At 70.8% G+C, this 26,089-nt stretch carries 17 protein-coding genes; 10 read left to right on the top strand and 7 right to left on the bottom strand.

All coding sequences use genetic code 11. The features are described 5' to 3' along the window. Positions 1 to 37: 37 nt before the first annotated feature. The 4 genes from AC067M_RS20395 (at position 38) to AC067M_RS20410 (ending at position 7,664) form a co-directional block, all read left to right on the top strand. Positions 38 to 1,561, top strand: a complete 1,524-nt coding sequence (locus AC067M_RS20395; RefSeq protein ID WP_478698396.1) for a glycosyl hydrolase family 28 protein — start codon at positions 38 to 40, stop codon at positions 1,559 to 1,561. Next, a complete protein-coding gene (locus AC067M_RS20400) occupies positions 1,558 to 4,680 on the top strand; it encodes an alginate lyase family protein (protein WP_478698397.1) in 3,123 nt (1,040 codons plus the stop codon). Before AC067M_RS20395 ends, AC067M_RS20400 begins: the two co-directional genes overlap by 4 nt. A 27-nt stretch (positions 4,681 to 4,707) precedes the next feature. Then, positions 4,708 to 5,958 (top strand): alginate lyase family protein, encoded by a 1,251-nt coding sequence (locus tag AC067M_RS20405; protein ID WP_478698398.1) that lies wholly within the window; start codon positions 4,708 to 4,710, stop codon positions 5,956 to 5,958. 92 nt (positions 5,959 to 6,050) lie between these two features. Then, positions 6,051 to 7,664 carry a carboxylesterase/lipase family protein gene (locus AC067M_RS20410; RefSeq protein ID WP_478698399.1) on the top strand — a complete coding sequence of 538 codons (1,614 nt, stop codon included), beginning with the start codon at positions 6,051 to 6,053 and terminating at the stop codon, positions 7,662 to 7,664. On the opposite strand, the gene AC067M_RS20415 is transcribed toward AC067M_RS20410, so the two are convergent. The 3 genes from AC067M_RS20415 to mmuM form a co-directional block, all read right to left on the bottom strand. Continuing rightward, positions 7,546 to 9,402 carry a glycoside hydrolase family 127 protein gene (locus AC067M_RS20415; RefSeq protein ID WP_478698400.1) on the bottom strand — a complete coding sequence of 619 codons (1,857 nt, stop codon included), beginning with the start codon at positions 9,400 to 9,402 and terminating at the stop codon, positions 7,546 to 7,548. The genes AC067M_RS20410 and AC067M_RS20415 overlap by 119 nt on opposite strands. Before the next feature lie 237 nt (positions 9,403 to 9,639). After that, complete coding sequence (locus AC067M_RS20420; protein ID WP_478698401.1) at positions 9,640 to 10,689, bottom strand: LacI family DNA-binding transcriptional regulator; 1,050 nt, start codon at positions 10,687 to 10,689, stop codon at positions 9,640 to 9,642. Between the two features lie 145 nt (positions 10,690 to 10,834). Beyond that, positions 10,835 to 11,791 carry a homocysteine S-methyltransferase gene (gene mmuM / locus AC067M_RS20425; protein WP_478698402.1) on the bottom strand — a complete coding sequence of 319 codons (957 nt, stop codon included), beginning with the start codon at positions 11,789 to 11,791 and terminating at the stop codon, positions 10,835 to 10,837. Positions 11,792 to 11,951: 160 nt separating this feature from the next. On the opposite strand from mmuM, the gene AC067M_RS20430 reads away from it, so the two are divergent. After that, positions 11,952 to 13,331, top strand: coding sequence for an amino acid permease (locus tag AC067M_RS20430; RefSeq protein ID WP_478698403.1), 1,380 nt, complete (start codon positions 11,952 to 11,954; stop codon positions 13,329 to 13,331). Between the two features lie 417 nt (positions 13,332 to 13,748). Here the strand turns inward: AC067M_RS20430 and AC067M_RS20435 are convergent, their stop codons facing one another. Further along, a complete protein-coding gene (locus tag AC067M_RS20435; protein WP_478698421.1) occupies positions 13,749 to 14,204 on the bottom strand; it encodes an SRPBCC family protein in 456 nt (151 codons plus the stop codon). A gap of 142 nt (positions 14,205 to 14,346) precedes the next feature. On the opposite strand from AC067M_RS20435, the gene AC067M_RS20440 reads away from it, so the two are divergent. Then, the gene (locus AC067M_RS20440) at positions 14,347 to 15,465 is read left to right on the top strand and encodes a protein kinase family protein (RefSeq protein WP_478698404.1); all 1,119 of its coding nucleotides are present in this window, start codon (positions 14,347 to 14,349) and stop codon (positions 15,463 to 15,465) included. Positions 15,466 to 15,495: 30 nt separating this feature from the next. Here the strand turns inward: AC067M_RS20440 and AC067M_RS20445 are convergent, their stop codons facing one another. Continuing rightward, a complete protein-coding gene (locus AC067M_RS20445; RefSeq protein WP_478698405.1) occupies positions 15,496 to 15,672 on the bottom strand; it encodes a hypothetical protein in 177 nt (58 codons plus the stop codon). Between the two features lie 540 nt (positions 15,673 to 16,212). Next, positions 16,213 to 18,303 carry an autotransporter gene (locus AC067M_RS20450; protein WP_478698406.1) on the bottom strand — a complete coding sequence of 697 codons (2,091 nt, stop codon included), beginning with the start codon at positions 18,301 to 18,303 and terminating at the stop codon, positions 16,213 to 16,215. A gap of 218 nt (positions 18,304 to 18,521) precedes the next feature. On the opposite strand from AC067M_RS20450, the gene AC067M_RS20455 reads away from it, so the two are divergent. Both AC067M_RS20455 and AC067M_RS20460 read left to right on the top strand, forming a co-directional pair. Further along, positions 18,522 to 19,586 (top strand): glycoside hydrolase family 43 protein, encoded by a 1,065-nt coding sequence (locus AC067M_RS20455; RefSeq protein ID WP_478698407.1) that lies wholly within the window; start codon positions 18,522 to 18,524, stop codon positions 19,584 to 19,586. Positions 19,587 to 19,591: 5 nt separating this feature from the next. Further along, entirely contained in the window at positions 19,592 to 21,004 is a 1,413-nt protein-coding gene (locus tag AC067M_RS20460; RefSeq protein WP_478698408.1) for an RICIN domain-containing protein, read from the top strand. Between the two features lie 7 nt (positions 21,005 to 21,011). Here AC067M_RS20460 and AC067M_RS20465 read toward each other — a convergent pair whose 3' ends face one another. Beyond that, positions 21,012 to 22,688: a rhamnogalacturonan lyase B N-terminal domain-containing protein gene (locus AC067M_RS20465; protein ID WP_478698409.1), complete on the bottom strand. Its 1,677-nt coding sequence runs from the start codon at positions 22,686 to 22,688 to the stop codon at positions 21,012 to 21,014. A 190-nt stretch (positions 22,689 to 22,878) separates the two neighbouring features. Between AC067M_RS20465 and AC067M_RS20470 the strand changes: the two genes are divergently transcribed. Then, a complete protein-coding gene (locus AC067M_RS20470) occupies positions 22,879 to 23,922 on the top strand; it encodes a rhamnogalacturonan acetylesterase (protein WP_478698410.1) in 1,044 nt (347 codons plus the stop codon). Positions 23,923 to 24,013: 91 nt separating this feature from the next. Beyond that, complete coding sequence (locus tag AC067M_RS20475) at positions 24,014 to 25,732, top strand: DUF2264 domain-containing protein (protein WP_478698411.1); 1,719 nt, start codon at positions 24,014 to 24,016, stop codon at positions 25,730 to 25,732. Positions 25,733 to 26,089 lie beyond the last annotated feature (357 nt).

The following is a 26,089-nucleotide window of genomic DNA, read 5'->3' on the forward strand; positions in this document are numbered from 1 at the left end:
GCCCCTCGTTTTCCCCATCCCTCGCAAGGAGTTCTGGATGAACACGCCCCTGTCCCGCCGTACCGCCCTCCAGGCGGCGGGTGCCACCGTGCTCGCGGCCGGTCTGTCCGGCGGCCTGACGGCGACGGCGGCCCGCGCGGACGACAACAACGCAGCGCCCCAGCTGGTCACCTACCCACGCCCGGCGACCATGCCGACCAACACCAGCTTCAAGGTGCGGGTGCGCACCGCCCCCGACGGCGAGTGGCAGAACCTCGACATCTGGCGTCCGCAGCTGGAGGAGATCAACGCCACCACCGGCTCCGGCAAGGTCTACAACACGTCCATGGTGTACTTCGACTTCCGCGGCTCCGTCGAGCTGGAGATCACCTACCTCAAGGGCGGCACCACCAAGGCGCGGGTGAGACCGGACGCGCTCGGCATCACGCCCGAACTCCTCGGTGACACCCTGCGGTTCACCCTCGACGAGCCGCGTGACGTGGTCGTCCAGATCAACGACGAGATCTTCGACTGTCTGCACGTCATCACCAACCGCATCGACCCCGACCCGCCCTCGGCCGACGACCCGGACGTCATCTACTTCGGCCCGGGTGACCACACCGTCCCCGGCAACGTCCTCACCGTCCCCAGCGGCAAGACGGTGTACCTCGCGGGCGGCGCCGTCCTCAGGGCGCAGGTGTTCTTCAAGAACGTCGAGAAGGCAGCCCTCGTCGGCCACGGCATGATCACCGCCGGCCCCGGCGGCATCCTCTGCGAGGGCAGCAAGAACATCCGCGTCGAGGACGTCATCATCATGAACCCGAACGGCTACGCGGGCACGTTCGGCATGAGCGAGAACGTCCACGTCAAGAAGGCGCGTTCGTTCAGCTCGAAGGGCAACGGCGACGGTTTCGACGTCTTCTCCTCGACCGGGATCGTCTTCGACGGCTGCTTCATGCGCAACTCCGACGACTGCTTCGCCATCTACTGCCACCGCTGGGACTACTACGGCGACACCCGCGACATCACCATCCAGAACTGCACTCTGTGGGCCGACGTCGCCCACCCCATCAACGTGGGCACGCACGGCAACACCGACAACCCCGAAACGCTCGAGAACCTCGTCATCAGGAACATCGACGTCCTCGACCACCGCGAACCCCAGATGAACTACCAGGGCTGCATCGCCCTCAACCCCGGCGACTCCAACCTCATCAAGAACGTGCTGATCGAGGACGTACGGATCGAGGACTTCCGCTGGGGCCAGGTCATCTACATGAAGGTGATGTACAACCCGAAGTACAACACCTCGGTCGGCCGCGGCATCGAGGACGTCTACGTCAAGAACCTCACCTACACGGGCACGCACGCCAACCCGTCGCTCTTCCTCGGCTATGACGCCGACCACGCCATCAAGAACGTCACCTTCGAGAACCTGGTGATCAACGGCAAGGTCATCGCCGACTCGATGAAGAAGCCGACCTGGTACTACACCACCGACGCCGTCCAGTGGTTCTACAACGAGCACGTCCTCGACCTGAAGTTCCTCACCACCGCAGAGGCGGAGGCAGCAGCACAGTGAGCACCATCAGCCGCCGCGGCCTGCTGAAGTCGTCCACGGCGCTGCTGCTCGCCGCGGGCACGAACGCCCTGTTCGTGCCCGCGGCCCGGGCAGCGGAGACCACCGACGCCCCCTCCGGGTTCGCCTTCGCCCACCCCGGCCTCCTGCACAGCGCCGCCGACCTCGCCCGGATGAGGGCCGCGGTCGCCGCCAAGGAGTCACCGGTCTACGACGGCTACCTCGCGCTCGCCGCCCACAGCCGCTCGCAGAGCACGTACACCGTTCAGAACACCGGCCAGATCACGTCCTGGGGCCGTGGCCCCACCAACTTCCAGAACCAGGCCGTCGCCGACTCCGCGGCCGCCTACCAGAACGCCCTGCTCTGGGCCGTCACCGGCGACCGCGCGCACGCCGACAAGGCCCGCGACATCCTCAACGCCTGGTCGTCCTCCCTGACGATCATCACCGGCGCCGACGGCCCGCTCGGCGCGGGCCTGCAGGCCTTCAAGTTCGCCAACGCGGCCGAACTGCTGCGCCACACCGGCTACGACGGCTGGACGGACGCCGACATCGCCCGCTGCGAACGCTCCCTCCTCGACGTCTGGTATCCCGCCGTCTCCGGCTACATGCTCTACGCCAACGGCAACTGGGACCTGACGGCCATTCAGACCATCCTGGCCATCGGCGTGTTCTGCGAGGAGCGCACCCTCTTCGAGGACGCCCTGCGCTTCGCCGCCGACGGCGCGGGCAACGGCAGCGTTGCGCACCGCGTCGTCACCGACGCCGGCCAGGGCCAGGAGAGCGGCCGCGACCAGGGCCACGAACAGCTCGCCGTCGGCCTGCTGGGCGACGCCGCCCAGGTCGCGTGGAACCAGGGCGTCGACCTGTGGGCCTATGACGACAACCGCATTCTCGCCAACGCCGAGTACGCCGCCCGCTACAACCTCGGCGGCGACGTCCCCTTCACCCCCGACCTCGACCGCACCGGCAAGTACATCAAGAAGACCGTCTCGGCCACCGGACGCGGCACCCTGCCCCCGATCTACGAGATGTACTACGCCCACTACGCCGGCGTCCGCGGCCTCGACACCCCAGCCACCAAGGCCGCCGTCTTCCGCGGCACCGGCGGCGCCCGCGCCGTCGAGGGCAGCAACGACGACCTGCCCAGCTGGGGCACCTTCGCCTACGCCGGCGCCACAGCCCCCGAGCCCACCACACCCACACCCCCGGCCGGCGTCACCGCGTTGGGGGAGGACCGGGCCGTCACCGTCTCCTGGCTGCCCTCGGCCTGGGCCAAGGGCTACGGCGTCCAGCGTGCCACCGCCCCGGAGGGCCCGTACGAGACGATCGCCTCCGACGTCGACCAGCCGACCTACGTCGACCGGAGCGTTGGCGCCGGACGCACCTACTACTACACGGTCACCGCCGCCAACGCGACCGGCGTGAGCGCCAGTTCGGCCCTCGCGGTCACCACCGCCGGCCTCCCCGCCCCCTGGTCGACCCGTGACGTCGGCGACGTGAAGATCCCGGGTTCGGCCGTCTATGACGGGGAGCGGTTCGTGCTGGAGGCGTCCGGCACGGCCGACTCCTACCGCCTCGCGTACCTGCCCCTGCGTGGCGACGGCACGGTCACCGCCCGGATCGTGTGGCCGCTCAGCTCCCAGTACGCCAAGATCGGCGTCACCGTCCGCGCCTCCCTCGACCCGGACGCCGCGCACGCCTCGATGCTCATCCAGGGCCTGCCGCTGCACACCTGGAGCGGTGTGTGGACCGTACGCCCGCAGGCCGGGGCGGCCGTGTCCGCGACCGGCAGCACCCCCGTGCCGCCCAGCCAGCAACAGGCGATCAGCACCAGCGCCTCCTTCCCCATCTCCAACCTAGGCGCGCTGCCCGAGTCGGCGACGCCGCTTGAGGCGCCGTACGTCGAGGGCGCGGGGGACGGATACCGGCTGCGGGCGCCTTACTGGGTGCGGGTGAAGCGGGAGGGGCGGCGCCTCACCGGCTCGATCTCCGCCGACGGAAGGCAGTGGACGGTCGTCGGTACGACCGACGTCGACGACATGCCGCACACCGTGTACGCCGGGCTCGCCCTCACCTCCTGCCTCGGCGTCGACGAGGACTACGCCGAGACCGGCACCGGTGCCTTCGACAACGTCAGCGTCACCTCGCCCGACGGCGACGTCTGGCGCGTCCCGCCCCCCACCCGCACCGCCACCGACCTCCAGGCCACCCCCGGCGCCGACGGCATCGGGCTGTCCTGGACCGACCCGGACCTCTCGGCCCGCTACACCGTGCTCAGGTCCACCCGCGCCCACGGCTCCTACGAGAGCATCGCCACCGGCATCGGCCCGGTCGGCTTCGGCACCCGCATCCGCTACGCCGACGCCACCGGCACACCCGGGACGACGTACCACTACGTCGTGGCGAAGACGAACTGCGCGGGCTGCGGCCCGCGTTCGAGCTCGGCGCACGCCGTCCTGCCGACCGTCACCGCCGCCCCCACGCAGCCGACGGTCGCCAAGAACACCCCCCTGCCCGCCCCCTGGACCCACGGCGACCTCGGAGACGTGGTCCTCGACCGGAGCGCGTACGGCACGCTCGGCGTCGTCGCCGTCCTCACCCCCGGCGACGCGGCCCACGCCGACGGCACGTTCACCGTGCAGGGCGCCGGGACCGACCTCAACGTCAACTCCCAGGGCATGACGGGCCATTTCGTACGGCATCCCATTACCGGCGACTGCGAGATCACCGCCCGTCTGGTCTCCCGCAGCGGCGCCACCGCCGACCGGGTCGGAGTGCTGATGGCGAAGTCGCTGTCGCCGTTCGACCAGGCGGCCGGGGTGATCGTCACCGGCGGGACCACCGCACAGCTCATGCTGCGGCCCACAGTGGCCGGAGCCTCCGCCTTCACGGGGACGAAGGCGGTCCAACTGCCCCTGCTGCTGCGGCTGAAGCGCACCGGGACCGCCTTCGCCGCAGCCGTCTCCACCGACGACGGCGCCACCTGGACCCCCCTCGCCGAGGGCTCGGTCCCGCTGTTCGGTGACGCCCCCTACCACGTGGGCCTGGTGGTCTGCTCCCGCAACCAACAGGCCCTCTGCACCTCAGAGTTCGACGAGGTGAGCATTGCCACAACCTGATCCCCCCACGGATTGGAGTGCACCACCATGAGCCGCACTTCCCCCCACGAGCACCCCCAGCACACCCCGATGAGCCGCCGCGGTCTGCTCAGGACCGCCGGCGGTCTCACCGCCGCCGTCGCCCTCGGCGCCGGGTCCGCCGCCGTCACCCCAGCGGATGCGGCCCCCGGGACCTGGACCCACCCCGGCATGCTGCACAACTGGGGCGACATCAACCGGGCCAAGGTCAGGGTCGCCGCGGGCGACGACCCCTGGCTGTCCGGCTGGAACAAGCTGACCGCCAACTCCCACTCCCAGTCCACCTGGACGCCCCGCGCGACCGCGACGATCATCCGCGGCGGCACCGGGGAGAACTACAGCCTCCTCTACAACGACATCGCCGCCGCCTATCAGAACGCCCTGCGCTGGCAGGTCGGCGGCACCGAGGCCAACGCGCGGTGCGCCGCGAACATCCTCAACGCATGGTCGTCGACCCTGACCACGGTCACCGGAAACGCGGACCGGTTCCTCGCCGCCGGCATCTACGGCTGGCAGTTCGCCAACGCAGCCGAACTCATGCGCGACTACAGCGGGTTCGACCTCGCCCGCTTCCAGGAGATGATGGTCAAGGTCTTCTACCCCCTCAACAACCAGTTCCTCACCGGCCACAACGACGCCTGCATCACCAACTACTGGGCCAACTGGGACCTCTGCAACATGGCCTCCGTCCTGGCCATCGGCATCCTCAACCAGGACGGCGCCAAGTACGACCAGGCCGTCACCTACTTCAAGTCCGGCGCGGGCAACGGCTCCATCCAGCACGCGGTGCCGTTCCTCTACAGCAACGTCGACGGCTACGACCTCGGCCAGTGGCAGGAGTCGGGCCGCGACCAGGGTCACACCGTCATGGGCATGGGCCAGATGGGCGCGATCTGCGAGATGGCCTGGAACCAGGGCGAGGATCTGTACTCCTACGACAGCCGACGCTTCATGAAGGGCGCCCAGTACGTCGCGAAGTACAACCTCGGCAACGACGTCCCCTACACCACCTACACCTGGGGCACCGGCCAGAGCTGCGCCCAGAGCTCACAGACCGTCATCTCCTCCGCCTCCCGCGGTCAGGTCCGTCCGGTGTGGGCGATGCTCCACTACCACTACAACCGGCGCGTCGGCCTGGACGACAAGTACATTTCCCAGATGTGCTTCTCCGTCGCCCCCGAGGGCGGCGGCGGGGACTACGGCTCCACCAGCGGCGGCTTCGACCAGCTGGGTTTCGGCACCCTGATGTACGCCAAATAGCCCTCCTACAGGCTCGTGCACCGGAATACCTTGCGTCATGGTGGTGCTCTGGTGTTACCGGTGCACGAGTGCGGCGAAGGGCTGGTGGGCGTATGACGGCAGACCGGGCGAACCCCGTGGTCACCACGCCCCACGGGGCGGTACGCGGCCGACACGAGCACGGGATCGCGGTGTTCCGCGGCATCCCCTACGCCGCCCCGCCCTTCGGCCCCCGCCGCTTCCTGCCCCCCGAGCCGCCCGAACCCTGGGACGGTGTGCGGGACGCGGGAACCTTCGGGCCGACGCCACCGAAACCGCCGTACTCGGAGGCGTTCGCGCAGTACCTGTCCGACCCGGTGGTGCCCGGGGACGACTGCCTCAATCTGAACGTATGGACACCGGAGCCGGGCCACGGGGCCCGGCTCCCGGTCCTGGTGTGGCTGCACGGCGGTGCCCTGACCCGGGGCTCCTCGGCCGTACCGGTCTACGACGGGTACCCCTTCGCGCGCGACGGGATCGTCTTCGTCTCGGTGAACTACCGGCTGGGCGTCGAGGGCTACGGGCTGTTCCCGGACGCCCCCGCCAACCCCGGCCTGCGCGACCAGCTCGCCGCCCTGCGCTGGGTCCACGACTCCATCGCGGCCTTCGGCGGCGACCCCGACCGGGTCACCCTGTGCGGCCAGTCGGCCGGCGCCATCAGCGTCGGTGCCCTGATCGCCGCCCCGCAGGCGCAGGGACTGTTCCGGCGGGCCGTGCTGCAGAGCGGGCCGCCCGAGGCGAGCGACCGGGACAAAGTACGGCGCATGGTGCGCAGGATGGCGGCCCGGCTGAAGGTCCCCGCCACCGCCGAGGCCTTCGCCGCCGTCGACCGCGACCTGCTGCTGCGCGCCCAGGCCGAGGTGGGCCGCCTCAGCAGTCCCGTCCTCGGCGGGCCCGCCTTCGGCATCGTGGTCGACGGCGACATGGTGCCCCGCGACCCGCTGGAGGCCCTCGTCGCCGGGGACGTGGCCCAGGACGTCGACCTGATGATGGGCTGGACCCGCGACGAGTACCGGCTGTGGCTGGTCCCGGGCGGCCTCCTGGAGCGTGTCGACCGGCTCGGCGCGGTGGCCCTGGCCGGCGCCATGGCCCGCTGCCACTGCGGCCACGAGGTGGTCCGCGGCTACCGCACCCTGCACCCGGAGGCGGGCACCGCGGAGGTCGTCGGCCAGATGGTCACCGACCACCTGCTGCGCCTGCCGCTGCACCGCCTGGCCGACGCCCGGCCCGGATCCTCGTACGTCTACGAGTTCGTCTGGCCCTCGCTGCTGCCCGGCCTCGGCGCCTGCCACGCCCTGGAGCTCGGCTTCGTCTTCGACACCGGTGACGTGCCCGAGTCCGCGAAGCTGGCCGGCGAGGACGCCCCGCAGCAGCTCGCGGACGCCATGCACGGCGCGTGGGTGCGGTTCGTCGCCGAGGGGGACCCGGGGTGGGAGCCGTGGGACGTCTCGCATCCGGTGCGGGTCTTCGGCGACGGTGGTCCGGATACGGTGGACGATCCGCATACCGTATACGGTCTGCGGGATCCCGAACTGGTGCTGTGGGCGGCGGCCGACGCCACCCGCGCCCTCACGTCTGAGGAACCCACACCCGCATCGGCCCCGGCCGACGGTTCGCCCACACGCAGTACGGAACTGCGGTCAGTGGTACGGCGGCTCCGTCGCTCCGGCACCGTCCGTCGGCAGTGATCACACTCACCCCGCCCAGTAGCTCGGGCGCGGGCGTGACCGTCAGATGCCCGCCGTCCGGCAGGGTCAGATCGGCGAAGCGGGTGCCGGGCTCCTGGTCGACGCCCTCCAGGCAGTACACGAGCGGCCCCCGCTCGATCGCGACACAGCCGCGGACGGCGTCCACGCGGGGGTCGGGGCGGGTCAGCCGGGCACCCAGGTCCAGGTCGAGGATGAGCGTGTCGCCGGGGCGCCAGCGGCGGCGCAGGCGCAGCCACCCCGGGCTGGTCTCGGCGGGCGGGTCCCCGTCCGGGGCGGCCGCGGTGAAGGCGGTGCACCAGGACGGGATGCGCAGACTGAGCGTCCAGTCACGGTCCTTGGGTGCCTCCTCCACCGTGACCGCGATCCGCCCGTCCCACGGGTAGTCCGTCACCACGCGCACCCGGCCGCCGCCCGCCGCGTACCCGCCGGTCGCGTACTGGTGGAGTTGCAGCCCCTCCTCGTCACCGCTCGCCAGATAGTGGGGGAGCGACGCGAGCAGCCGCATCACGTTCGGCGGACAGCACGCGCAGCGGAACCACGACGTGCGGCGGGCCCCCTGGTCGGCCTCGCCCACATCCTCGTACTCCTCCCGCACCTGCAGCGGGTTGACGTACAGCCAGCTGTCGCCGTCCAGGCCGACGCCGGACAGGAAGCCGTTGTAGAGGGTGCGTTCGACGAGGTCGGAGTACTTCGCCTCGCCGGTCAGCAGCGCCATCCGCCACGACCACTGGATGGAGGCGATCGCCGCGCAGGTCTCCGCGTACGCCCGGTCCGGAGGCAGCTCGTACGCCTCCCCGAACGACTCGCCCTCGTGCCGGGCGCCGACACCGCCGGTGAGATACGTCTTCGCGGACACCATGGCGTCCCACAGCCGCTCGGAGGCGGCACGCAGCTCCGAGTCCCCCGTCTCGGCGGCCAGATCCGCCACGCCGGCCAGCAGGTACAGCTGCCGCACGGCGTGACCGGTGACCGACGTGGCGGCGCGCACCGAGGTGTGGTCCTGCCAATAGGCGTGCCCCGGGCGGGGGTCGGCATCGGCGTTGAGGAGACCGTGGCCGCGCCGGCCGACGAAGTACGCGGCGAGGTCGAGCCAGCGGCGCTCCTCGGTCTCCCGGTACAGCTCCACCAGCGCGGTCTCGATCCCGGGGTGACCGCATACTCCATCGACCGTCCCGCCCGGGCCGAAGGTCGCGTCGATGTGTTCGGCGAACCGCATGGCTACCGCGAGGAGTTCGGGCCGCCCGGTCGCCCGGTGGTGCGCGACCGCGGCCTGAACCAGATGGCCCGCACAGTACAACTCGTGTCCCCAGGCCAGGTCGTGCCAGCGCCGGTCGGGGCGGGCGACCTGGAAGTAGGTCTGGAGGTAGCCGTCCGGTCGCTGGGCCGCGGCGAGGAGGGTGGTCAACGCATCGACGCGGGCGGCCAGTTCGGCCAGCCCGGGCTCCTCCGCGAGCTGCCAGGACGCCGCCTCCAGCCACTTGTGCACGTCGGAGTCCTGGAAGGGGAAGTCACCGCTGTAGGTTCCGTCGCCGACAGCGGCGGCCCGCAGGTTCGCGAGGTTGCCGGCCTGCTCCAGTCTCTCGGGGCCCTGCGGGATGCTCACCTCGGCGTTGATCCGCCGCCGCTCCGCCCAGAACCCGCCGGTGATGTGCGCGTCGGTCGCGGGGTGCAGGGCGGTGCGGGCGTGGCGGGTGGGACGGATCGGGCCGGAGGTCATGGGGGCGCACTTCCGTAGAAACCGGTTGCTTTCCTGGTCGAGGATAGGAACGCGCCGCGACACGGGGCAAGATCCCGTACGAGGGAGGTACGGGCGCGCGGTGGCTCGGGCCCGGCTCGTGAACCTGAGGTAGTGGGGCGACGGTGAGTGGACCCACCTCAGGGGCGCGGGGAACTGCGCGACCAGCCACCGACGAGCCGCACCCGGCACACGACAGCACGCGTCACGGCGCCTTGTTCAGACCGCCGCAACAGAGTTCCGCACCACCACGTGCGTGCCCAAAAGCAGGTGTTCCGGCGGGGCGTCCGCGCTTCTGCCCAGCGCCGAGCGGACGGCGAGGCGGCCCAACTCCTCGTAGGGGACGTGGACGGTGGTGAGGGCGGGGTACAGGTCGCGGGCGAAGGGAATGTCGTCGTAGCCCGCCAGGGACACATCACCCGGCACGTCCAGGCCCGCCTCGCGCAGGGCGGCGAGCGCGCCCGCGGCGACCATGTCGGTGGCGGCGACGACCGCCGTGAACTCCGGCCCCTCCTGCAGGGCTCGGCGCATCAGACGGTGGCCCGCGTCCCGGGTGAAGTCGCCGTGCAGCAGCAGGGCCGGGTCGGGCTCCAGGCCGCGGGCGCGGTGGGCGGCGAGGTAGCCGCGCTCCCGGCCCTGCGCCGTGGTGTGGTCCGCCTTCCCGCCGAGGAACAGGACGCGCCGGTGTCCCTGGGCGAGGACGTGGGCGACAAGGGCGTACGCGCCGCCCTCGTTGTCGTACTCGATGACCGTCACCGGCGCCCCCGGGCCCAGCGGCGGACGGCCGCACAGCACCAGGCGGGAGCCGACCGCCGCGAGTGAGTCGGCGATACGGCGCGTGCGGTCGCGGTACTCCGGCGTGTCGGCGGTGCCGCCGACCAGGATCACGGCCGCGGCCCGCTGGGCCCGCATCATCTCGACGAACTCCAGTTCGTGCCGGACGTCGCCCTCCGTGCTGCACACCAGGCTCAGATGGCCGAGCCGGTGCGCCTCCCGCTCCACGCCGTGCGCCATGTGCGCGAACGACGGGCCGGTGATGTCCTCCAGGACGAACGCGAGCGTCGGTGTCCCCACGCCCGCTATCGCCTTGGCGCGCGCGTCGGCGACGTAGTCCAACTCCCGCACCGCGTGCATCACGCTCGTCCGGGTCGCCGAACTCACCGGGTACACCCCGCCGAGCACCCGCGACACCGTCGACGCCGACACACCCGCCCGGGCGGCCACGTCCCGGATGGTGCTGCGCCCCGTGTCCCCGTTCTTCCTGGTCATTCCCCCCGGCCCCTCTCCCCGTGGGAACAACGGCCGCCCAGGGCAACCGGTTCCCGCTGCGGAGGCTAGCAGTGGGGGAGGGGAAGCGGCATGGGTTACGTGGGCGTCGGGGCCGCCATCGCCGGCGGTCAGGGCAGTGCGTCCCTCAACCCGCCGCCGGCGCCAGCGTCCGCGCGATCGCCCCGATCGCCTCCGGGCCCACCCGGCAGCAGCCGCCGATCAGGCGTGCCCCGGCAGCATGCCAGCCCTGGACCTGCTCGGCGGTGAAGGTGGAGCGGCCCTGCCAGACACGGGCCTCGGCGTCCCAGGCCTCGCCACTGTTCGGGTAGACCACGACCGGCTTCCCGGTCACCCGCGCGGCGATCGCGGCGGCGCCGTCCACGTCCTCGGGGGCGCAGCAGTTCACGCCGACCGCGATCACCTCGTCGGCGTCGGCGGCCAGGGCGAAGGCCTCCTCCAGCGGCTGCCCCGCGCGTGTGCGGTCGCCGGACACGGTGTACGTCAGCCAGGCCGGCACCCCGAGACCACGCGCCGCCCGCAGCAGCGCCCGGGCCTCGTCGGCGTCGGGGACCGTCTCCAGGGCCAGCACGTCCGGACGCGCGGCGGCCAGAACCTCCAGGCGGGGCCGGTGGAAGCGCTCCAGCTCGTCGACCCCGAGCCCGTAGCGGCCCCGGTACTCGGAGCCGTCGGCCAGCATCGCCCCGTACGGGCCGACCGACGCGGCCACCCACAGCGGACGCGCCACACCCTTGGCGTGGGCCTGCGCGGCCGCCTCGCGGGCCAGCTCCACGCTCAGCCCGAGCAGGCGGGTCGCCTCCTCGCGGTCGATGCCGCGCCGCGCGAAGCCCTCGAAGGTGGCCTGGTAGCTGGAGGTGATCGCCACGTTCGCGCCCGCCTCGTAGTAGGCGAGGTGCGCCTCGGTGATCGCCTCGGGCCGCTCGGCGAGGAGCCGCGCGGACCACAGCGCGTCGCTCAGGTCGTGCCCGGCGGACTCGAGCTGGTTGGACATGCCGCCGTCGAGGACGACGGTGCCCGCGGCGAGTGCTTCCGCGAGGGACGGCGAGGCGGGCTGGGCGGCGGAGGAAGGGGTCTCGCTGGTCATGTCACGACGCTAGTCGAACGGCCGGACGACAGCCGCATGTGTCCAGTACATGAACAGATCGCCCACGATGTGGGATGCCGGGTTACGATCACGCCCTCCCCGCCCCCCTCCCCGCCCCCCTTCACCCGTCCTTCCTCCCCCCGGACCGCCAGGAACCGCCATGACTGCCCCCACCCCCACCGAAGCCACGGACCCGACGGAACCCGAGGGCAAGCCGCTCCCCACGCGTCGCCGCACCTTCGGCCTGGCCGCCGCCACCGCCCTCGTCATGGGCAACATCATCGGCGGCGGCATCTTCGCGCTGCCCGCCGCCGTCGCCCCGTACGGCACGCTCAGCCTGCTCGCCTTCGTCGTCCTCTCGGTCGCCGCCGTACTGCTCGCCCTGCTCTTCGGCAAGCTCGCCCGCCGCAGCCCGGTCACGGGCGGCCTGTACGTCTACCCGCGCGACGCGTTCGGCCCGTTCGCCGGATTCCTCTCGGCCTGGTCGTACTGGACGATGTGCTGGGTCAGCATCGCCGCGCTCGCCGTCGCGGTCGTCGGCTACGTCGACGTCCTCATACCGCTGCACGGCAACCACGCCCTCGAAGGGATCGTCGCGCTCGCCGCGCTGTGGCTGCCGGCCGCCGCGAACTTCGCGGGCACCCGCTGGGTCGGCGCGGTGCAGATCGTCTCCACGGTGCTGAAGTTCGTCCCCCTGCTGCTGGTCGCCACCGTCGGCCTGTTCTTCGTCGACGCCGACAACTACGGCCCGTTCAACGCCACCGGCGACAGCGTCCCCGGCGCCCTCGCCGCCTCCGCCGCGCTGCTTCTCTACAGCTTCCTCGGTGTCGAATCGGCCGCGGTCAGCGCGGGTGAGGTCGACGACCCCGAGCGCACGGTGGGCCGCGCGAGCGTCCTCGGCACGCTGGCCTCCGCCCTCGTCTACATCCTCGGCACCGTCGCCGTCTTCGGCCTCGTCCCGCACGACAAGCTGGTCGACTCCGGCGCGCCCTTCGCCGACGCGGTCAACACGATCACCGGCGGCTCCTGGGGCGGCACGGCGATCGCGCTGGTCGCCGTCGCCTCCATCACCGGCTGCCTCAACGGCTGGATCCTGCTGGCCGCGCAGATGCCGTACGCCGCCGCCCGCGACGGACTCTTCCCGGCGCCCTTCGCCAAGGTCAACAAGGGCGGGGTGCCCGGCTTCGGCGTGTGGGCCGTCGCGATCCTCGGCACGGCTCTCATCGGCCTCAACTACACCGCGGGTCCGGACACCACGTTCCGCGTCCTGGTCCTCATCACCACCTTCACCGGCTGCGTGCCGTACCTCCTGTCGGCGGCGGCCCAGCTCTACTGGCTCGCGAAGGGCACCCGCGAGCAGGTCCGCCCCGCCGGTCTCGTCCGCGACCTCATCGTTGCCGCCCTCTCGTTCGCCTTCTCCTTCTGGCTGATCGCGGGCGCCGGCTACGCGGCCGTGTACCAGGGCGTGCTGTTCCTGTTCGCGGGGATTCCGGTGTACGTGTGGCTGCGCGGGCGTGCGGAGACGGCTCAGGCGGCCTGAGGGGCCCTTGCGCCATGCCCGCCCGGGGCGCGCGGCCTGGCAGCGCGCCGCGTTGCCGAAAAGCCCGAGTAGCTCCTCACCCACTCTCGGCTGCGCTCGAGCCGGGGCCCCTGATCTAGGGCCTCTCGTTTGGATCATGCCGGGCTCGCGGGCCCCGGCACCGCGCCTCGCCGCGTTGTCGTCGGTCGGCAGGGCTCCGCCCTGCCGCCCTCCTCCGCCTTGCGACGCACGGCACCGGACCCCGCTCCCTGATCCGGCCTGATCCAAACGAAAGACCCTAGGGCTCTCCGGCCCATCCAGGGCTCTCCGGCGCCTTGCGACGCACGGCACCAGACCACGCGACCTCATCGGGCGTTCATAGTGCGAGGGCCCCTGAGGCCCGCCGTCGCCATCGCCGTCGTGGGGAGCCACCCGGGATCAGTCCAATGGGGCCGAGAACATCTCCCCCAGCTTGCCGATGCCCTGAATCCAGCCTTCCTCGTGAAGAGCCCGCCGCCGCTCCGTGACGAAGTCGCCCTGGTCGACGACCAACTCGGCCCGAGCGATGTCGGTGTCCTGGATCGACACCGTCACCACCGTCTCCTGGTCCTCGGGGTCGGGATCCTCCCAGCGGAAGGTGTACGACAGATGGAGCGGGGGATCGACGTCGATGTACTCGCCCACCAGGTAGAACAGCTCGCCTTCCGGGGGCTGCATCGCGATCCGGTAGCTGCCGCCCGGCCTCAGGTCGATCTCCACCTTCGGGACGCTGAATCCGTCGGGGCCCCACCACCGGGCCAGTACCCGCGGTACGGTCAGCGCCTCGAACACGGCTGGGGACAGTGCATCCAGCTCGCTCCGCACATGCACTCTCAGCTCGCCGTCGTGTGTCATCACGCACCACCTCCTACCGAGGGTGCCTGGAGTGACCACCATGCCCAGCTTACGTTTCTCGGCCGTAGATCACGATCTCACCGACCAGGGCAGGACCCCGCGTCTGCGGCATGATCCAAGCGACAGGTCCTAGCCTTGCGGAATGCTGCCTGACACCGATGTCGCGTACGCCGAAGTCAAGGAAATGCTCGGGCCGTTCAGCGGGCCGGCCCGCTTCGAGCCCCTCACCCACAACCCCAGGAACGGGGTCACGCGCGGGGTGTGGAGGGCCCGCGCCGGAGACCGGTCCGCCGTACTGAAGGTGCTCACCCGCACCAAGGAGACCGACGGCCGCTGGGCGGCCTCGGACGACCCGCGGCACTGGAACCACTGGCGGCGCGAGGCCCACGTCTACGAGTCCGGGCTCGCCCAGACCTGGCAGCGGTACGGCGTCCGCGCGCCCCGGCTGCTCGCCTGTGTCGAACGGGCCGACGGGGACGTGGCGTTGTGGCTGGAGGACGTGCAGGGCGAGTCCGCGACGCGGTGGACGATCGACCGGCACGTCGAGCACGCCGGTCGGCTGGGCGCGGCGCAGGGCGCTGTCGGCGAGGTGGACCGGCCGTGGCTGAGCCACCGCTTCCTGCGCGAGTACGTCAGCGTCAACGTCCTCGGCGAGGATCTCCTGGACGACGACGAGGCCTGGCAACAGCCCCTGGTCCGCGACCACTTCCCGCCCGGCCTGCGCCGGGACATGGTCCGCCTCCACCACGACCGCGAGTGGTTCCTCCAGGTCATGGAGACCCTGCCACGCGCCTTCTGCCACCTCGACATGTGGCCCGCGAACGTCCGCTGCGACGGCCCGGATTCCGTCGCCCTCGACTGGGCGTTCGCCGGGGACGGCGCCCTCGGCGAGGACCTCGGCAACCACCTCCCCGACTCCGTCTTCGACCTGTTCCTCCCGGCCGCCCATCTGCCCGTGTACGCGGCGAAGGCCTACGACGCCTACCTGCAGGGCCTGCGCAGCACCGACTGGCACGGCGACGAGCGTCTCGTACGGCTCGCGGTCTGCGCCAGTGCCGTCAAGTACGACTGGCTCACGGCGTTGATGCTGGCCCGCGCGGGCGAGGAACAACTCGACTACGGAGGCACCCGCACGGTGTCTGCCGAACTCCGTTACCGGGAGCGGGGGCTGGTGCTCGCCTTCCTGGCGGACTGGGCGCGGGAGGCCCGCACCCTGGCCCCACTCCTCGGGTTCCCGCAGGCGCCGAGCGGGCGTCCGTAGACCTGCCCCGGTCAGTCGGCGCCGGGGCGGTCACGCCCGGGTGCAGGTGTGGATGGTCATGCCGCTCGCCTCCATGTGGCGAATGCGCAGGACGCCGCTCTTCTTGGTGTAGTTGACGTCGAGCTGCTGCCCGGAGTCGGTGTCCGGGAATCCGGGCGGCTGCCAGGGCAGCAGCAGGGACACCGAGTCACCGACCGTCGCCGGCACGTTGTCGGCAGCCCGTCGGTCAGTTCGTCGGAGCTGTCGCCGCCCAGGTGCTCGGGGACGCGCAGTGCCAGCCGGCCGGCCCGGAGCGCCCAGGTGCCCTTCTGGGTCTTCCCGCCCCCGAAGTCCAGCGTCCACACTCCGTCGTCGATCACCGCGGAGTACGAGACGGTCTTCCCGCCAGTCGTCTCCGAGGTGATCTTCCACGAGCCGCGCACGAAGGCCGCGAGGGCCCTGCCGGCCACACCTGTGGTCGGCGAGGGGCTCTTTCCACCCCCTCCGTCTCCGCCCGTCCCGTCGCCGCGGTTCGTCTTGTCGCTGCCCTTGCACGCCGCGAGCAGGGAGGCCCCGACACCGACGGCGAGGTAGCGCAGGGTGGTACGGCGGCCCACCACTCGGGACGCCGCCCGCACCGTGTCCACACTCATGTCTCCCCCGTTCATGCCAAGTTGTCGATCAATCGCAGGCTACAGCGGACGGTTGGCCACCCGCCGGGGCGGCCAGGGGAGCACACTCCCTGCGTCGGCCCTTCACCGGGCGTGGCTACCGATGCGCCGCATGCCGCCCACCCCTGCGCCGCCGCTTCGTCATCGGCAGCATCAGCCCGAGCAAAAAGCCCACCGCCAGCACGTACGGCCACCACCCCAGCCCACTGCTCGCGGTGTTCTCCGTACCCGTCCCGGCCGCCGCGGCACCGGCAGGTGCCGCCTTGCCGCGAGCGGATGGCGTCGGGCTCCCCGACACTGCCGTGAGGACCACGTCGTTCCCGTCCCCACCCCGGTAGCTGATCCGGTAGACCGTGTCGCCCAGCTTCACCGCACCACCCTCACGCAGCCCGCTGAACGCCCCGCTGGTCTTCGCGGAACCGGTGTGGTCCAGTACGCGGATCTCGCGCGCAGTCGTGGTCCCCGCGGCGGACAGGTCGAGCTCCCCGGCCAGCCGGACCTTTCCGGACACCTTCAACGGCTTGTCGCGCAGGACCAGTTGACCCTTGCCGCGCTGCGTGTAGTCACCTGCCACCGCGAGCCCCCCGGCGACCACGCCCTCGTTGGTCACCGCTCCCTTCACTGTGCCCTTGCCGGTGAGCGTGGCAGCCACCCGCAGCCCCGCGGTGCCGGCATCCAGCGTCGCGTCCGTCGAGGTGAGCCGGATGGCCTTGCTGTGGGAGAGGGTCGCCCCGTCCCGCAGGGCCAGCGTGCCCTTCTTGACCGTCGTCGTCCCCGTGTAGGTCACCGCGCTCCCCGACAGGGTCGCCGACGCGGCCCCGGACTGGGTGAGCGACCCGCTGCCGCTGATCCGGGACAGGGTCAGCGACTTGCGGGTGTTGTTCAGCACGAGCGAGCCGTTGTCGACCACCTTGTAGAGGTCGCCCTTGGTGTAGAGGCCGCCGTCGCCACCTGACGTGCCGGAGCCCAGCCGCAGCACGGCGCCCTTCTCGACGGTCGTCGAGCCGTCGTAGTACTGGACGGCGGCGAAGGTGACGTCGTTGCCCTTCGTCCCCTTGATGACGATGTCCCCGGCGCCGGGCGCGGAGAGCGTGTCGTGGAACCTGCCGCCGCCGATGGGGGCGCCCAGCGTCACCGGGCCGTTGTAGTCGAACGTGAGCAGTGAACGGGAGCGGGCCGCCAGCAGGTTGATGTAGACGGTCTCGGCGGTCCCCGGCATGAAGATCTTGTTCGTCGTCCCGTCGCCCCACTGGACGTTCGCGCCTTTGATGTTGGTGCCGCGCTTGTTCACGTTCTTCCGCGCGGGCGTCCAGTTCAGGGCCGGATCACTGAGCGAGGGGTTGGTGTCGCCGCCCTGGTTCGACCAGCTGTACTGGCCCGTGAGGATCACCTTGCTGCCCGGCCGGGACTGGACGTTGATGTCGCTGCCGTACTCGCGCTGGTAGAAGTCCATCCGCTGGGTGACGGTCTGGCCCAGCGGGGTGTCCACGGTCCAGGTGCCCTGGTTGAGGACCTTGCGCACGTTCGGCAGTGAGGTGGCGTACTCCGGCCGTCCGGTGTTCACCTGCGTGCCGTTGTCGATCACCCCGGAGAAGGGGTGGGTGCCCGAGAGATCCCAGGTGCCCCAGAGGAAGCGCGGCTGGGTGATCAGCCCGGAGCCGCTGACGGTGCCCAGGTTGTAGGCGCTCGTCAGGGACAGTCGCAGGGTGCCGTCGACCCGGATGTTGTCCTGGTTGAGCCGGAACGCCGGGGTGTTGTACGGGAAGTGGCCGATCAGCCCGGTGGTGCCGCCGTTCCCGTACTGGAGTGTGGCGCCCTTCTCCACGGTGACGGCCGGCGGGTCCGGGCGGGACACGGTGACGTACGGGTGGTTGCCTCCCGGTGTCCTCACCACCTGCCGCTGCCGGGACTTCGGCAGCGTGAAGTCGCTGTCCTTGGTGAGGATCAGCGTCCCGCTGCCGCGCACGGTCAGCGTGCCCTCGCCGCGCAGGACGCCGTCGTACGTCGTCGTCCCCGCGGGGACGGTGACCACGGTGTCGCCGGTGAGGGTCACGTCCCGGTCCGCGAGCACATCGGCGGTGACGTCCCGCGAGCCCGCGGCCACGGCCGGGGGAGCCGTGGTCAGGAGGGCGGCGACTGCCGCGAGGGCGCCGGCTGCCGTTGCTGTGGTGTGGATATGGCTGCGCACACCGGTGGAGACGCGGCAGGGCCAGTGGCGATAACAGAAAGTTGGCCCCGAACCGGGTTTCGAAAGGGCTTTCCCTTTCGTCTCGTCCGACCCGTTGACCTGGCTGTAACGCGCCCTTACCTTTTCGGCGTTCGGAATGACAGAACTTGTGCGGTATGCCGAACGTTTCTGTTTTCTTTTGTGTCACCTGTGTCCCCCTACTTCGAGAGGCAGTGCACATGAACCGAAGACTGCTGATGAAGGGCGCCCTGGCGGCCGGCGCGCTCACCGCTGTGCCCACCCTGGCGCAGGCCGCGAGTTCCCCGGCGGGCGCGGGTGCGGCCGCCCCGTACGTCAACCCGCTGGTCCGCAACCGAGCCGACCCCCACATCCACCGTCACACCGACCGCCGTTACTACTTCACGGCCACCGCCCCCGAATACGACCGGATCATCCTGCGCCGCTCCCGCACCCTGCGCGGACTCGCGACCGCCGACGAGGCCGTCATCTGGCGCAAGCACGCCACCGGTGTCATGGGCGCCCACATCTGGGCGCCGGAGATCCACCACATCGACGGCAAGTGGTACGTCTACTTCGCCTCCGCGCCCGCCGAGGACATCTGGGCGATCCGCATCTGGGTCCTGGAGAACTCCCACCCCGACCCGTTCAAGGGCACGTGGGTCGAACGCGGGCAGCTGAAGACGGCCTGGGAGACCTTCTCCCTGGACGCCACCACCTTCACCCACCGCGGCAGCCGCTACCTCGCCTGGGCGCAGCACGAGCCGGACATGGGTAACAACACCGCGGTCTGGCTGTCGAAGATGGCCGATCCGCTGACCCTGACGGGCCCTCAGGTGCGGCTCACCACACCGGAGTACGACTGGGAGACCATCGGCTTCAAGGTCAACGAGGGCCCGTCGGTCATCAAGCGCAACGGCCGCCTGTTCATGTCGTACTCGGCGAGCGCCACCGACTACCACTACTGCCTCGGTCTGCTCACGGTCGACGCCGACGCCGACCTCATGAACCCGGCGAACTGGACCAAGTCTCCGACACCGGTCTTCACCAGCAACGACACCACCAAGCAGTACGGCCCCGGCCACAACTGCTTCACGGTCGCCGAGGACGGCCGCACCGACGTCCTCGTCTACCACGCCCGCCAGTACAAGGAGATCGTCGGCGACCCGCTGAACGACCCCAACCGCCACACCCGCATCCAGCGGCTGGGCTGGAAGGCCGACGGCACGCCGGACTTCGGCATCCCTGTCGCCGACACCCCCGCTCGCGGCGTCCAAGGAGAGTGACCGAGATGAGACGTGCGTACGCGATCCTCCTCGCCGTCTGTCTGGCGTTGGCAGGGGCGCTCGTGACGGCAGGCCCCGCCCAGGCGGCCCCGCAGACCGTCCCCAACGGCGTGCAGTTCACCGACACTTCGGGTGCCGCCCTGCACGCCCACGGCGGCGGCGTCATCAAGGTGGGCAGTTACTACTACTGGTTCGGCGAGGACCGCAACGCCGACAACACCTTCCGCTCCGTGGACGTCTACCGTTCCACCGACCTGAAGAACTGGGAGTTCAGGAACCGCGTCCTGACCCAGTCCAGCGCCGCCGAGCTGAACACCGCCTACATCGAGCGGCCCAAGGTCATCTACAACGCGTCCACCGGCAAGTTCGTGATGTGGATGCACAAGGAGAACGGCGTCGACTACAGCGAGGCCCGCGCGGCCGTCGCCGTCTCCAGCACGGTCGACGGGAACTACACCTACCAGGGCAGCTTCCGCCCGCTCGGCCAGCACATGTCCCGGGACATCACCACGTTCGTCGACACCGACGGCACCGGCTACATGGTCTCCGCCGCCCGCGAGAACTACGACCTGCAGATCTACCGGCTCACCGCCGACTACACCGGCATCGCGAGCCTGGTCGCCAACCCCTGGCCGGGCGGTCACCGCGAGGCACCGGCGCTGTTCAAGCGGGGCAACGTCTACTTCATGCTCACCTCGGGCGCGACGGGCTGGAACCCCAACCAGCAGCAGTACGCGACGGCGACGTCCCTGTCCGGCCCCTGGTCGGCGATGACCAACGTCGGCGACCCGACGGCGTACGGGTCGCAGACCGCGTACGTCCTTCCCCTGCAGGGCACTTCGGGCACCTCGTACCTCTACATGGGTGACCGCTGGGGCAATTCCTTCAGCGGCACGGTCAACGACTCCCGTTATGTGTGGCTGCCGTTGACCTTCCCCTCGGCCACCTCGATGTCGATGTCCTGGACCCCGGAGATCACGATCGACGCGGCCGCAGGGACGATCAGCGGCACGAGCGCCACGTACAACACGCTGATCGCCCGCCACTCCTCCAGGTGCGCCGACGTCACCAGCCAGTCGCTGTGGCAGGGCGCGCAGATCAAGCAGTACGACTGCAACGGCGGCACCAACCAGAAGTACTGGTTCAAGTCGGTCGGCAGCGGCTACTACCAGCTCGTGGTGCGGGGCAGCTCGCTCTGCGTGCAGGAGAACGCCAACACCGTCACGCAGGAGAACTGCAACGGCTCGGCGGCCAGTCAGCAGTGGTCGCTGACCACCACAGGCTCCTACGTGAACATCAAGTCCCGCGCGAGCGGCGAGTGCTTGGACGTGAACGGCGCGTCCACCGCCAACGGTGCCGCGATCATCACGTACACGTGCAACGGAGGAACCAACCAGCAGTGGACGCGCGGGACCTGAGGTCAGGTCAGGCGAGCAGGTCGATCGCGTCGATCGAGGTGCCCGCGCTGAGGTAGGAGGCCGCCCCCGAACCGCTCACCACATTGATCTTCAGCACGTTGTACTGGCTGGTGTCCGTCAACCAGGCGCTGGCCGGGACGCTGTAGGTGAACGTGTGGTTGTTGCCCCGGTATGAGCCGTTGGTCAGGGACCTGGTGCTCGGCTGGGTGGGCGGGGAGGGGATGGCCGACGTCCAGCCGTTGACGGCGATCTGCGGGCGGCCGTTGGCGTAGGCCGTCGTCACGCCGATGCGCAAAGTGTGCGCGGCGGCGGCCTGGGCCGCGGTCAGCTTGAAGTACACCAGCAGACCGCTGTTGACGTCCTTCCAGAGGTAGCAGGGGAACGCCGAGGTCTCGTTGCCGCTGCCGATCACCACGTTGCCGGTCCAGGCGGCGGCCCGGGAGTCCGACGGATGCGCGTACGTCATCAGGTCCGCGTTCTTGAATCCGCTCGGTGTGCCGGTCCAGTCGCCGATCCGCCAGATCGCGCTCGCGTTGCTCGGGTCGTTGGAGGACGGGATCGCGATCGAGTTGAGGGCGGTGGTCGCTCCGGCGGATACGGTCACCTGTGTACTGTATACAGCCAACTCGCTCTTGTAGACCGTCAGCGTGTACGTCCCCGGAAGGACGCCCCCGATCGAGTAGTAGCCGTCGGAGGACCGCGCCGCACCCCAGTACTGCGCCGCCGAGTTGGCGAGCCCCACCGTGTACGGGTACGCCGTCTTCCGCCCGGTGATCCCGACGCCGGCGACCCGGCCCCGGCCGCTCGCGCCGACGTACCCGGAGATGCCGAGCGAGTCCGCCCACGAGGTGGTCAGCGTGCCCGGGAACAGCGACGAGGAGGGCGCGCCGCCGTCCGTGAAGGCGATGACGTACGGGCCCTGGAGGCCGAAGCGCTGGTCCTCGGTCTGGTTCTGGCCGTAGTAGAGGATCTCGTACAGGCCGCCGCCGTCGGCGCTCTGGTGGCGCAGCAGGGAGCGGTAGAAGGGGCCGCCGGAGGCCTTCTCGTGATTGCTGCGCACGATCCACAGGCCGACGCCGCCGGCGCTCCAGCCGATGTAGTCGTAGTCCATCACCCGGCGCTTGGAGAAGTGCTTGGAGCGGGTCTGGCCGTCGGACTTCGCGAACACGTCCGAGGCCTCGATGGTGGAGGTGGTGTACGTGTAGGAGTCGGGCTCGTCGTTGAGGAACAGGCCCTTCTTGACGCGGACGATGTAGCGGGTGGCGGAGACGGACGTGTCGGCCTTGTTGGTCCACAGGTAGACGTTGTTCTCGCCGCTGCGGGCCGCGTAGTAGTGCTTCAGCGTGCCGTGCGTGACGGAGATCAGGATCGTCGAGCCGGACTGCTTGATGGACACGGCGGAGGAGCCGAGGCCGGACTCGATGTGCGAGTTCATTCCGCCGTAGCCCTGGTACTCGGTGCCCTTGAAGACCAGCGAGGACAGGTCGCCGTTGGACTTGTTGACCTTGAAGACCAGGTTGGCGCCGGTGTCGACGACGTAGTGGGTGCCGTCGTCGGTGTAGCCGAAGCCCGCGGCGGAGGCTGCGGTGGCGAGGGGGCCGGCGAGTGCGGCGGAGCCGGCGGCGGCCACGGAGCCGAGGACGAAGGCGCGGCGACGGACCGGTCTGTTCGCGGATCCGGACATGTGGGGGTGCCTCCTTCGGGAGGTGGGGGTGCGGGTGGTTGGTCAGAGTGACAGTTGAATCGATTTCGCGAAAGGGCTTTCGCGAGCAAGGAGTTGGCAATCTTGTGAAATCGCTCCAGGGTCTAGAAAGCGCTTGCCGACAGCGGTAGCGTCCAGCCGCCAGGTCTTGCCCCTGTCCGAGGAGCCGCGAATGAGACGTTTCAACCTCGCCGTGCTGGCGGCGGTGACGCTGAGCACCGGACTGCTCGCCGTACCGGCCCAGGCCCACGGGGGCCAGCGGCCCCTCGGCCTCGAGAACTGCACCGCCACCGCCTGCCACTTCGACGTCCCGCCCGGCACGTACGACGTGAAGGTCCTCCTCGGCGGCGACACGGCGTCGAGTACGAGCATCGCCGGCGAGACCAGGCGCTCCCTGCTGCCCGAGACGGCCGGCGCGGCCGGAGAGCACGTCGCCCGGAGCTTCACCGTCAATGTCCGCACCCCCGAGGGGGAGCCCACCGGCCCCGACGGCACCCCCGGCCTCGACCTCGCCCTGGGCGGCTCGGCGCCCGCGCTCGCCGACATCAAGGTCACGCCGGCCAGGCACGCCCGCCAGATCTTCCTCGTCGGCGACTCCACGGTCTGCGACCAGCCCGGCGACCCGTACTCCGGCTGGGGCCAGCAACTGCCCCAGTACCTGCGCAAGGGCGTGTCCGTCGCCAACTACGCCGACTCCGGCGAGAGCACGGTCACCTACCTGTCGAACCCGCAGCTCTGGGCCACCGTCCAGCCGCAGATCCGCCGCGGCGACCTGGTCCTGATCCAGCTCGCCCACAACGACAAGACCACCGACGAGGCGACCTACCGGGCCAACCTGGAGGCGCTGGTGGCCGGCGTGCGTGAGAAGGGCGGCAAGCCGGTGCTCGTCACCCCCATCGTGCGCCGCTGGTTCAACGCCGACGGCACCCTCAACAACAACACCGCGCTCCTGGTCAACGGCCTCGGCGTCGACCACCCGGCCGTCATCCGCTCGGTCGCCGCCGCCGAGAACGTGCCCCTGATCGACCTCACCGCCAAGACGAAGGCGCTGGTGGAGTCCCTGGGCGTCGAGGGCTCCAAGGCGCTGTACCTCTACAACGAGAAGCGCGACAACACCCACACCTCCGTCCACGGCGCCACCGTCTACGCGGGCCTGGTCCGTGACGAACTCCTCGCCCGGCATCTGGTGCCGGAGGGCCTGGTCCGGGTGGGATGAACTCCTGGGGCGCCTCGACCGGAACCGGGGCGTCCCAGGGCCCTCCCCCGAGGGCGACCGAAGCTTAGGCGAGAAACCAGGAAAGAGAACCATGCAGCTGCCTCCCGACGACCGCACCCTGAGCCCGCGCACCGGCTACACCCGCGCCCACTGGGAGGCCGCCGCCGACGCCCTGCTCGCCGCGACCGAGCCGTACGCCACCACCGACCGCGCCCTCTATTACTTCCCCGGAGCCCACGAGAGCTGGTCGGGCCGCCTCTCCGACGGCCTGGAGGGCTACGCCCGCACGCTCCTGCTGGCCGCCTTCCGCCGCGACGAGACCGCCCTGGAGCGCTACGCCGACGGACTCGCGGCAGGCGTGGCGGGCGTCTGGCCCCGCATCGGGGACCGGAGCCAGCCCCTGGTCGAGGCCGCGTCGATCGCGCTCGCGCTGCGGCTGACCCGCCCACTCCTCTGGGACCGCCTGGACGACGCCGTACGGCAACGCGCCACCGCCTGGCTCGGCGATGCCCTCACCGCCGAACCCTGGCCCTGCAACTGGGAGTTGTTCCCGGTCACGGTCGGCGGCTTCCTCGCGGAGATCGGCTACGAGGCCGACGCGTCCGGCAAGGCGGTCGACCGCGGACTGGAGCGCATCGAGCAGTGGTACGTCGGCGACGGCTGGTACACGGACGGTGACGGCCGCAAGTTCGACTACTACAACGGCTGGGCGATGCACCTCTACCCGGTGCTGCACGCCTGGCTCGCGGACGACGCCCGCCTTCTCGACCTCTACGGCGGCCGTCTGGAGGCCCATCTCGCCGACTACGCCCGCCTGTTCGGTGGCGACGGCGCCCCGATGCACCAGGGCCGCTCCCTGACGTACCGCTTCGCGACGACGTCCCCGCTGTGGCTGGGCGCGCTGAGTGGCCGTACGCCACTGTCGCCCGGGGAGACCCGCCGGCTGGCGTCGGGCGCGCTGAAGTACTTCCTGGACCGGGGTGCCGTCGACGAGCACGGCCTGCTCACCCTCGGCTGGCACGGTCCCGACGAGGCCGTCCTGCAGGGCTACTCGGGCCCGGCATCCCCCTACTGGGCGAGCAAGGCCTTCCTAGGCCTGCTCCTCCCGGCGGACCACGAGGTGTGGACGGCGACGGAGGAACCCGGGCCGGTGGAGACCGAGGACGAGGTGCGTCCGGTGGGCCCGCCCAACTGGCTGCTCCAGTCGACGCGTTCGGACGGCCTGGTCCGTCTCCACAACCACGGCAGCGAGGACGTCCGCTACGACCCGTACTACACGCGGCTCGCGTACTCGACGGTGACGGCGCCCTCCACGGCGGACGCCGTCTCGTACGACAACAGTGTGATCGTCGGTGACGATCCGAGCCGTACCGGCATCGAGCCGCTGGGCGTGGGCGAGGGATGGGTGGCCTCCCGGCACACGGCCGGCGGGGGAGCGCGGGTGACCAGCCTCGTGCTCGCGCGCGGGGCGGTGGAGGTGCGGGCCCACCTGGTGGCGGGCGCGGCGCCCGGGACGCCGGTGCGGGTGACCGGCTGGGCGGCGCGGGAGGGCTTGCGGGCCGAACTGCGACCCGCCGTCGGCCTCAGCGACGAGCTCGCCGGAGTCACGTCCGAGGACGCCACACTCTTCGTCGTCGTCGCCCGCCTCACCGCCGAGCCGGACCCCGTACCCCTGGAGGAGGCGGTGTCCGTACGGATGGAGGGGACGGACGAGCTGCACGTGCGCTGGGACGGCGGCCCGCAGGTACGGGTCCGACTGACGGACGGCGCAGTCGCCTCGCCGGACCTCGTACCTACGGCGACGGGGTGACATTCAGGGCTTGAGGCGGGCGATCCGCAGCCTCGTCGTGGTCGAGGAGGCTCCCGTGAGGGGAGTGGCGTCGCGTACCACGCGCCGACGAGGGCGGCGGTGGCGGCGAGTCCGGTGATGAGGGGCTTGCGGGCGCCCCGGACGCGGCGGTGACTGGTGGTGCCCGTGTTGCTGGTGCGTCTTGCTGAGGTCATGCCCGGTGGTGGCCGCCTAGGGCCTCTCGTTTGGATCAGGCCGGGCTCGCGGGCCCCCGCACCCCCCGCGCCGCGTTGTCGTCGGTCGGCAGGGCTCCGCCCTGCCGCCCTCCTCCGCCTTGCGACGCACGGCACCGGACCCCGCTCCCTGATCCGGCCTGAT

The sequence above is a fragment of the Streptomyces sp. NPDC043427 genome (assembly GCF_056436655.1).

Bases quoted from the DNA above. Each gene is read 5' to 3' on its own strand.
- AC067M_RS20435 (WP_478698421.1), bottom strand. From the start codon at position 14,204: ATGACACACGACGGCGAGCTGAGAGTGCATGTGCGGAGCGAGCTGGAT.
- AC067M_RS20430 (WP_478698403.1), top strand. From the start codon at position 11,952: ATGACTGCCCCCACCCCCACCGAAGCCACGGACCCGACGGAACCCGAG.
- AC067M_RS20420 (WP_478698401.1), bottom strand. From the start codon at position 10,689: ATGACCAGGAAGAACGGGGACACGGGGCGCAGCACCATCCGGGACGTG.
- AC067M_RS20440 (WP_478698404.1), top strand. From the start codon at position 14,347: ATGCTGCCTGACACCGATGTCGCGTACGCCGAAGTCAAGGAAATGCTC.
- AC067M_RS20460 (WP_478698408.1), top strand. From the start codon at position 19,592: ATGAGACGTGCGTACGCGATCCTCCTCGCCGTCTGTCTGGCGTTGGCA.
- AC067M_RS20410 (WP_478698399.1), top strand. From the start codon at position 6,051: ATGACGGCAGACCGGGCGAACCCCGTGGTCACCACGCCCCACGGGGCG.
- AC067M_RS20415 (WP_478698400.1), bottom strand. From the start codon at position 9,402: ATGACCTCCGGCCCGATCCGTCCCACCCGCCACGCCCGCACCGCCCTG.
- AC067M_RS20475 (WP_478698411.1), top strand. From the start codon at position 24,014: ATGCAGCTGCCTCCCGACGACCGCACCCTGAGCCCGCGCACCGGCTAC.
- AC067M_RS20405 (WP_478698398.1), top strand. From the start codon at position 4,708: ATGAGCCGCACTTCCCCCCACGAGCACCCCCAGCACACCCCGATGAGC.
- mmuM (WP_478698402.1), bottom strand. From the start codon at position 11,791: ATGACCAGCGAGACCCCTTCCTCCGCCGCCCAGCCCGCCTCGCCGTCC.
- AC067M_RS20395 (WP_478698396.1), top strand. From the start codon at position 38: ATGAACACGCCCCTGTCCCGCCGTACCGCCCTCCAGGCGGCGGGTGCC.
- AC067M_RS20465 (WP_478698409.1), bottom strand. From the start codon at position 22,688: ATGTCCGGATCCGCGAACAGACCGGTCCGTCGCCGCGCCTTCGTCCTC.
- AC067M_RS20455 (WP_478698407.1), top strand. From the start codon at position 18,522: ATGAACCGAAGACTGCTGATGAAGGGCGCCCTGGCGGCCGGCGCGCTC.
- AC067M_RS20470 (WP_478698410.1), top strand. From the start codon at position 22,879: ATGAGACGTTTCAACCTCGCCGTGCTGGCGGCGGTGACGCTGAGCACC.